At 72.5% G+C, this 7810-nt stretch carries 7 protein-coding genes and 1 rRNA gene; 2 read left to right on the plus strand and 6 right to left on the minus strand.

The genetic code is table 11. The features are described 5' to 3' along the window. Positions 1-35 precede the first annotated feature (35 nt). Positions 36-383: a sterol-binding protein gene (locus ACFY0F_RS19330; RefSeq protein WP_388795218.1), complete on the plus strand. Its 348-nt coding sequence runs from the start codon at positions 36-38 to the stop codon at positions 381-383. Here the strand turns inward: ACFY0F_RS19330 and ACFY0F_RS19335 are convergent. From ACFY0F_RS19335 to ACFY0F_RS19350, 4 genes are read right to left on the minus strand one after another with little or no spacing between them, the layout of a single operon-like run. Then, the gene (locus ACFY0F_RS19335) at positions 367-1251 is read right to left on the minus strand and encodes an ABC transporter ATP-binding protein (protein ID WP_388795221.1); all 885 of its coding nucleotides are present in this window, start codon (positions 1249-1251) and stop codon (positions 367-369) included. The genes ACFY0F_RS19330 and ACFY0F_RS19335 overlap by 17 nt on opposite strands. Then, positions 1248-2303, minus strand: coding sequence for a FecCD family ABC transporter permease (locus ACFY0F_RS19340; protein ID WP_388795223.1), 1056 nt, complete (start codon positions 2301-2303; stop codon positions 1248-1250). The genes ACFY0F_RS19335 and ACFY0F_RS19340 overlap by 4 nt, the downstream gene beginning before the upstream one ends. Beyond that, positions 2300-3343, minus strand: a complete 1044-nt coding sequence (locus tag ACFY0F_RS19345) for a FecCD family ABC transporter permease (RefSeq protein ID WP_388795226.1) — start codon at positions 3341-3343, stop codon at positions 2300-2302. Before ACFY0F_RS19345 ends, ACFY0F_RS19340 begins: the two co-directional genes overlap by 4 nt. 45 nt (positions 3344-3388) lie before the next feature. Then, positions 3389-4414, minus strand: a complete 1026-nt coding sequence (locus ACFY0F_RS19350; RefSeq protein ID WP_388795229.1) for an HAD hydrolase-like protein — start codon at positions 4412-4414, stop codon at positions 3389-3391. A gap of 72 nt (positions 4415-4486) precedes the next feature. On the opposite strand from ACFY0F_RS19350, the gene ACFY0F_RS19355 reads away from it, so the two are divergent. Then, a complete protein-coding gene (locus ACFY0F_RS19355) occupies positions 4487-5770 on the plus strand; it encodes a DUF1015 domain-containing protein (RefSeq protein WP_388795232.1) in 1284 nt (427 codons plus the stop codon). 39 nt (positions 5771-5809) lie between these two features. Here the strand turns inward: ACFY0F_RS19355 and ACFY0F_RS19360 are convergent, their stop codons facing one another. Together ACFY0F_RS19360 and rrf are read right to left on the minus strand one after the other, a co-directional pair. Then, the gene (locus ACFY0F_RS19360) at positions 5810-6550 is read right to left on the minus strand and encodes a hypothetical protein (protein WP_388795281.1); all 741 of its coding nucleotides are present in this window, start codon (positions 6548-6550) and stop codon (positions 5810-5812) included. 1167 nt (positions 6551-7717) lie between these two features. Then, a 5S ribosomal RNA gene (gene rrf / locus ACFY0F_RS19365) occupies positions 7718-7810 on the minus strand; the annotation flags it as partial.

A 7810-nucleotide genomic window follows, 5' to 3' on the forward strand; every position in this document is an offset into this window, starting at 1 on the left:
CGCTACATCGAACCGCTGCGGTACCGTCGATCGCGATGGCAACGATCGAGGAGTGCCGCACCGCACTCGAAAAACTCTCGGACAACATGCGCGACGCCGAGGGCGACGTCCGTGCGGCTACCGAGCTGGACCGCTCGGTGAGCTGCCGCATCACCGATCTGGACGTCACCTTCGTCGGACGGATGACCGGCGGGCGCATCCACGTCCATGACACCGTGCAGGGCGCACCGCCCGAGAAGGCGCAGATCCGGCTCACCATGGCCGGCGACGATCTGGTGGCCCTGGTCGACGGCCGGCTGCACTTCGCCCGGGCCTGGGGTTCGGGCCGGGTGAAGCTGGAGGCGAGCCTGCCGGACCTGTTCCGGCTCAGGAAGCTTCTCTAGCACTCGCCGCGCCTGCCGCGCTCACGTGTGCCCGTGCCCGGCGCGCCGCCGGCACCACCAGCGGTGTGCCCGTCTCCGGGTCGTCGATGACCTGACAGCGCAGCCCGAACACCTCTTCGACCAGTTCGGCCGTGACGATGTCGCCCGGCGCACCCTCGGCGATCACCCTGCCGTCCCGCAGGGCGACGAGGTGGGTGGCGTACCGGGCGGCGTGGTTGAGGTCGTGGAGCACGGCGACCAGGGTGCGGCCCTGGGTCTCGTGCAGTTCGGCGCACAGGTCGAGCACGTCGATCTGGTGCTGGATGTCCAGGAAGGTGGTGGGCTCGTCGAGGAGCAGCAGCGGGGTCTGCTGGGCGAGCGCCATCGCGATCCATACCCGCTGGCGCTGACCGCCGGACAGCTCGTCCACGTACCGGTCGGCCAGCTCGGCGACCCCGGTCTGCGCCATGGACTCCCGCACGACCCGCTCGTCCTCGGCCGACCACTGCCTGAGGATGCCCTGGTGCGGATAGCGGCCCCGGCCCACGAGGTCGCCGACGGTGATCCCGTCCGGCGCGATGGACGACTGCGGCAGCAGACCGAGCGTCCGCGCCACCTTCTTGGCGGGCATGGACTGGATGACCTGCCCGTCGAGCAGCACGCGGCCCTGGCTGGGCTTCAGCATCCGTGACAGCGCCCGCAGGAGCGTCGACTTGCCGCACGCGTTCGGGCCGACGATCACCGTGAAGGAGTGGTCGGGGATCTCCATCGAGAGCTGTTCGGCGATGACGCGCTGGTCGTAGGCGAGGGTGACGTTCTCGGCGGACAGGCGGTTCACGGTGCTCCTTCGGTCGTTCGTCTCGCAGGTGGTGTCGCCGGTGCTTCTCATATCCGGCCCGCCCTGCGCTCGGTGACGAGCAGCCACAGCAGGTAGAGCCCGCCGAGGATGCCGGTGACCACGCCCACGGGGAGCTGGTCGGCGCCGAAGGCGCGCTGCGCGGCCCAGTCGGCGGTGACCAGCAGGGTGGCGCCCATGCACAGCGAGGGCACCAGGTTGGGCCCCGGTGACCGGGTGAGGCGCCGGGCGAGCTGCGGCGCGGTCAGCGCCACGAAGCTGACGGGTCCCGCGGCGGCGGTCGCGGCGGCGGTCAGCAGTACGGCGCAGACCATCAGCACCAGCCGCACGCGCTCCACCCGCACCCCGAGGGCGTTGCTGACGTCGTCGCCCATCTCGGTCATCCTCAGGCCGCGTGCGCCCGCCAGGACGACCGGTACGAGCACCGCGCACAGGGCGAGCAGCGGCCAGACCTGGCCCCAGTCCCGGCCGTTCAGGGAGCCGGTCATCCACACGACCGCGCGGGCCGCGTCCACCAGGTCGGCCTTGGTGAGCAGATAGCCGTTGACGGCCGTGGCGATGGCGGAGACGCCGATGCCGACCAGGACCAGCCGGTAGCCGTGCACACCCTGCTTCCAGGCGAGCAGGTAGACGGCGACCCCGGTCACCAGGCCGCCGATCAGTGCGCCGGCGGTGACCTCGGTGGCGTTCCCGGACATCAGCACGATGACGACGAGCGCCCCGGCCGTGGAGCCCTGGGAGAGGCCGAGCACGTCCGGGCTGCCCAGCGGGTTGCGGGACACCGACTGGAACAGGGCGCCGCCCAGGCCGAGCGAGGCGCCGACCAGCAGACCGACGAGGACACGCGGCAGCCGCAGGTCACGGACGATGTACTCCTGGATCCGGGTCCCGTTGCCGGTCAGGGTCTTCAGGACGTCGGTGGCGGAGATCGGGAAGTCGCCGGTGCCGATCAGCAGGACGCTCACCGTGAGCGCGGCGAGCAGCAGCAGGGCGACGACGGTCAGCGCACGCGGGTCCACCCGGACGGAGAGCCCCCCGGGGGTGCGCAGCGCACGGACGGCGGGGCGGTCGTGACGGTTCCTCAAAGCTGTGCCGTCCTCCGCCGTCGCACCAGGAAGATGAAGACCGGGCCGCCGATGATCGCGGTGACGATACCGACCTGGAGTTCCGCGGGCCGGGCGACGATCCGGCCGACGACGTCCGCGCCGAGCAGCAGCACGGGTGACAGGACCGAGGCGTACGGCAGGATCCAGCGCAGGTCGGGGCCGGTGAAGGAGCGCACGACGTGCGGCACCATCAGGCCGACGAACACGATCGGCCCGCAGGCGGCGGTCGCGGCTCCGCACAGCACGGTGGCGGCGAGCATGGCCAGGGCCCGGGTGCGGCCCAGGTTGGCGCCGAGGGCGCGGGCGGTGTCGTCGCCCATGGCCACGGCGTTGAGGGGCCGGGCGAGCAGCAGCGCGACGACCGCGCCGACCGCGAGGAACGGCAGCACCTGGGTGATGGTCGAGTCGGTGGCCGAGGAGAGCGAACCCACCGTCCAGAAGCGCATCTTGCCGAGCGCCGCGTCGTCCATGATCATCACGGCTTGGAGGTAGCCGTAGAGCGCGGCGCTGACCGCCGTACCGGCGAGCGCCAGCCGTACCGGCGTAGCGCCCCGGCTGCCGCCGAGGAACCACACCAGCGCCCCGACCGCCGCGGCGCCGACGAACGCGAACCACACATAGCCGCTGAGGCTGGTGACGCCGAAGTAGGTGATGGCCGTGACCACCGCCGCCGACGCTCCCGCGTTGAGGCCGAGCAGTCCGGGATCGGCCAGCGGATTGCGGGTCAGCGCCTGGAGCACCGCCCCGGACAGGCCGAGCGCGGCACCGGCCAGCAGCCCGAGGAGGGTCCGGGAGAACCGCTCGTCGACCACCACGTCGCCGTAGGTGCCCGAGTCCTGGAACAGCCCGTGCCACACCTGGCCCACGGAGAGTTCTTTCGCACCGATCGCGATGCTCGCCAGGGCGACGAGCACCAGGATCGCGAGCGCGGCCAGGAGCCCAAGGGTCCGTATCGCCCAGTGGGTCGGGGGCGCGGGGGCGGTGTCCGCGCGCTGTTCGGGGGGACTGTCGACCAACACGAGGTTAGGTTAGCCTACCCTCGCTCCGATCTCGATCCCGTGCGGTCAGAGCCCGAGTCGTGCCAGCGCCTTCTCCCCGTCCAGCTCGCAGGTACCCTCCCCGGCCGCCGTCCACGCCGCCGCGCACAGCGCCCGCAGCCCGTCGAGGGCCTCGCCTTCCCCCTCCAGCTGGAGCCGCTCGGCCGCCTTGGCCGTCCAGCCGCCGCAGCGGAAGCCGCCGCCCGCCTCCGTGACCTCCGGCTGCCCGGTGAGCAGCCCGCGCAGATCGGCGTCCACATATGTCGGCCGGTGCTGCGGCGGCGCGGCCAGCAACTGGGCGCCGTCGGTGACACCGGTCAGGACCAGCAGCGAGTCGACGTCCCCGTTGAAGGCGCCCTCGATGTCCGTGTCCAGCCGGTCCCCGACCACCAGGGGACGCTCGGCGCCCGTGCGCAGGATCGTCTCCCGGTGCATGGGCGGCAGCGGCTTGCCCGCCACCTGCGGCTCGGCGCCGGTCGCGATCCGTACGACCTCCACGGCCGCCCCGTTGCCCGGCGCGATGCCCCGGCCGCTGGGAATGGTCAGGTCGGTGTTGGACGCGAACCAGGGCACCCCGCGCGCGATGGCGTAGGACGCCTCCGCGAAACGCCCCCACGGCAACTCCGGCCCGCCGTACCCCTGCACGACGGCGACCGGTTCGTCGTCCGCCGACTCCACCGGCTCCAGACCGCGCTCGCGCAGCGCCACCCGCAGCCCCTCACCGCCGATCACCAGCACGCGCGCCCCCGCGGGCACCTGCTCGCTGATCAGCCGTGCGACCGCCTGCGCCGAGGTGATGACGTCACCGGCCCCGGTCGGTATCCCCAGCTCGCTCAGATGGGCGGCCACCGTGTCCGGGGTGCGCAGCGCGTTGTTGGTGACGTACGCCAGACGCATCCCGCCGTCCCGGGCGGCCGCCAGCGAGTCGACCGCGTGCGCGATCGCGTTCCCACCCGCGTACACCACCCCGTCCAGGTCGAGCAGCGCCGTGTCGTACGCCTCGCTCAGGTGCCGCGCACTGCCCTCGGGCCTGGTCCTGACGCCCCGGCTCATTCCACATCGCTCCTCGTTCGACGCTCCTGCCTCGATCATGCCGTACGGCACTGACACACGTACGATGCCGGGATGAACACTGCAGGTCACTCGGAAGCAACGGAGCGCCGGGGCCTGGAACTCGTCCCGTTCCGAGGCCTTCGCTACGACCCTGATCGGGTCGGCAGCCTCGCCGCCGTGACGTCCCCGCCGTACGACGTCGTCGTGCGCCCCGACGGCCTGCACCACCTCCAGTCGGCCGACCCGCACAACATCGTCCGGCTGATTCTGCCCCAGGCCGGCACCCCCGCCGAGCGCACCGAACAGGCGGCCGACACCCTGCGCCGCTGGCTCGCCGAGGGCGTCCTGGCCGCCGACCGGGAACCTGGCCTGTACGTCTACGAGCAGCACGACGGCGACGGCATGCTCCAGCGCGGTCTGATCGGTGCCCTGCGCGTCTCGGAACCGGAAGAGGGCGTCGTCCTGCCGCACGAGGACGTCATGCCGCCCGTCGTCGCCGACCGCGCCGCCCTGATGCGCGCCACCTCGGCGAACCTGGAGCCCCTGCTGCTGACCTACCGGGGCGACGGCGTCACGGCCGACGTGATCGAACGCACCGCCGAACGGTCCCCGCTCCTGACCACCACGACGGAGGACGGCTTCCGGCACCGCCTGTGGTCGCTCACGGACCCCGCCGACGTGCGCCTCGTCCAGTCGGATCTGGCCCCCCGTCAGGCGCTGATCGCCGACGGACACCACCGCTGGGCGACGTACCGGCGTCTACGCGCGGAGCATCCCTCCCCCAGCCCCTGGGACTACGGCCTGGTGCTCCTGGTGGACACGATCCGCTACCCGCTCCGCGTACGCGCGATCCACCGCCTGCTGCACGGCCTCCCGGTCGCCGACGCGCTCACCGCCCTGGCCGGCCACTTCCGGGTGCGCCGTCTGACGGTGGCCCTGCCCAAGGCCATGGAGGTGCTGGCGGACGCGACCTGCGCGGGCAACGCCTTCCTCCTCGCCGGAGACGGTGCCTTCCACCTCGTCGACCGCCCTGACCCGGCCCTGCTGGCCCGCACGGTCCCGGCCGACCGCCCCGCGGCCTGGCGCACCCTGGACGCCACGGTCCTGCACGCCACGCTGCTCGCCCACCTCTGGCGCATCCCCGAGGACTCGCCGGCGCACGTCGCCTACATCCACGACACGGCCGCCACGGTGGCCAAGGCGGAGCAGGACGGCAGTACGGCCGTCCTCATGCACCCGGTCCGGGAGGACGTGGTACGCGAACTGGCCCGCCAGGGTGTGACCATGCCCCGCAAGTCGACTTCGTTCGGTCCGAAGCCGGCTTCGGGGCTGGTGCTGCGGGCCCTGGACGTCTGACCGCCGGTCGGCGGTCAGACCGTCTCGTCATCCTTCGCGTCAGTCCTCGTCGTGGCCCGGGGCGAGGTCCTCGGAGTCGCCGGACGTGTCGTCGTCGCTGTCGTCGAGTACGTCGACGAACTCCACGCCGTCCAGTTCGGCCAGCCGGTCCGAGGCGTCCGTGCTGCCGTCCCGGTCGGCCTCGACGGCCTTGGCGAACCAGTCCCGCGCCTCGGCCTGCCGCCCGGCGGCGAGCAGCGCGTCGGCGTAGGCGTACCGCAGGCGCGCGGTCCAGGGCTGAACGGAGTTGGAGGCCAGTTCGGGGCTCTGCAGCGTCACGATCGCCGCGTCGAGCTGGCCCATGTCACGCCGGGCTCCGGCCGCGACGAGCCGCATCTCCACCTGTCCGGCCTTGTCGAGCTTCTGCACCTCGGGTGCCCCGGCCATGTCCAGCGCCTTCTCCGGCCGTCCGAGCCCGCGCTCGCAGTCGGCCATCACGGGCCACAGGTCCACGTTGCCGGTCATCCGCCGCGCGGCCCGGAACTCGGCGAGCGCCTCGCTGTACTTCTGGTTCGCGTAAGCGGCGAACCCGCCGGCCTCACGTACGGCTGCAACACGGGACGCCAGCCGCAGGGCCACCTTGGAGTAGCCGTAGGCGCCCTCGGGGTCCTCGTCGATGAGCCGGGCGACCATGACCAGGTTCTTGGCGACATCCTCGGCGAGAGTCTTCGGCAGGCTCTGCAGCTCCTGCCGTACGTCCCTGTCGATCTCCTCGCCGGTGACGTCCTCCGGGATGGGCAGGCGCTTGATGGGCTCGCGGTCCCGGTCCCGCTCGTCACGGAAGCGGCCACCGCCACGTCGGTCGTCCCGACGGTCGTCGCGTCCCCGGTAACCACCGGGGCGCCGGCCGCGGTCGTCCCGGCGGGGGCCGCGCCCGCGGTCGTCCCGGCCACGGTCGTCACGCCCGCGGAAGCCACCGCGGTCACCACGGCTGTCGTCCCGACGGAAGCCGCCGGGGCGGTCGTCGCGACGGTCGTCGCGACGGAAGTCGGGGCGGTCGTCGCGACGGTACGGGGGGCGGTCTCCGCCACGGCGGTCGTCACGCCGGTAGTCGGGGCGGTCTCCGCCACGCCGGTCGTCACGACGGTCATCGCGCCGGAAGTCCGGACGGTCACCGCCACGCCGGTCGTCACGACGGTCATCGCGCCGGAACTCCGGACGGTCACCGCCACGCCGGTCGTCACGACGGTCATCGCGCCGGAACTCCGGACGGTCACCGCCACGCCGGTCGTCACGACGGTCATCGCGCCGGAACTCCGGACGGTCGCCACCACGGCGGTCATCGCGACGGTAGTCGGGACGGTCGCCACCCCGACGGTCGTCGCGACGGTCATCACGCCGGAAGTCCGGACGGTCACCGCCCCGACGGTCGTCACGGCGGAAGTCGGAGCGCTGACCGTCGCGGCGGTCGTCCCTCCGGTCGTCGCGACCTCGGAACCCACCTCGGTCGCCTCGGTTGTCGTCCCGACGGAAGCCACCGCGCTCAGGGCGCTCGCTGCGGTCGTCACGCCGGTCGTCCCGACGGAATCCGCGGTCACGGTCGTCCCTGCCCCGGAATCCACCGCGGTCGTCACGGCGAACGTAGCCGCCGCGGTCGTCGTCGCGGCGCGGGCCGCGGGCATCACGATCGTCGCGACGGGGGCCGCGGTCCCGGTCCTCACGACGACCGAAACCGCCCCGGTCGCCCCGGTCGCCGCGGTCGTTGTCGCGGCGCGGGCCACCCCGGTACGCGCGGCGGTCACCGCGGTCACCACTGTCCCGTCCGCGCGGGTCGCGGTCCGGCCGGTCGTCGGGAGAGTTGGTGGACATCGGTGACTCCTGTCTTCGGTACCGCAAAGTAATTCTGAAAAAACGAAAGGACCCCTGGTCCCAGCTGAACGCTGGTGACCAGGGGTCCTTCCAAAGATTGTTCGGCGGTGTCCTACTCTCCCACAGGGTCCCCCCTGCAGTACCATCGGCGCTGTGAGGCTTAGCTTCCGGGTTCGGAATGTAACCGGGCGT

Origin of the sequence: Streptomyces sp. NPDC001544 (genome assembly GCF_042894285.1) — a bacterium.
In the GTDB taxonomy this organism is placed as follows: domain Bacteria; phylum Actinomycetota; class Actinomycetes; order Streptomycetales; family Streptomycetaceae; genus Streptomyces.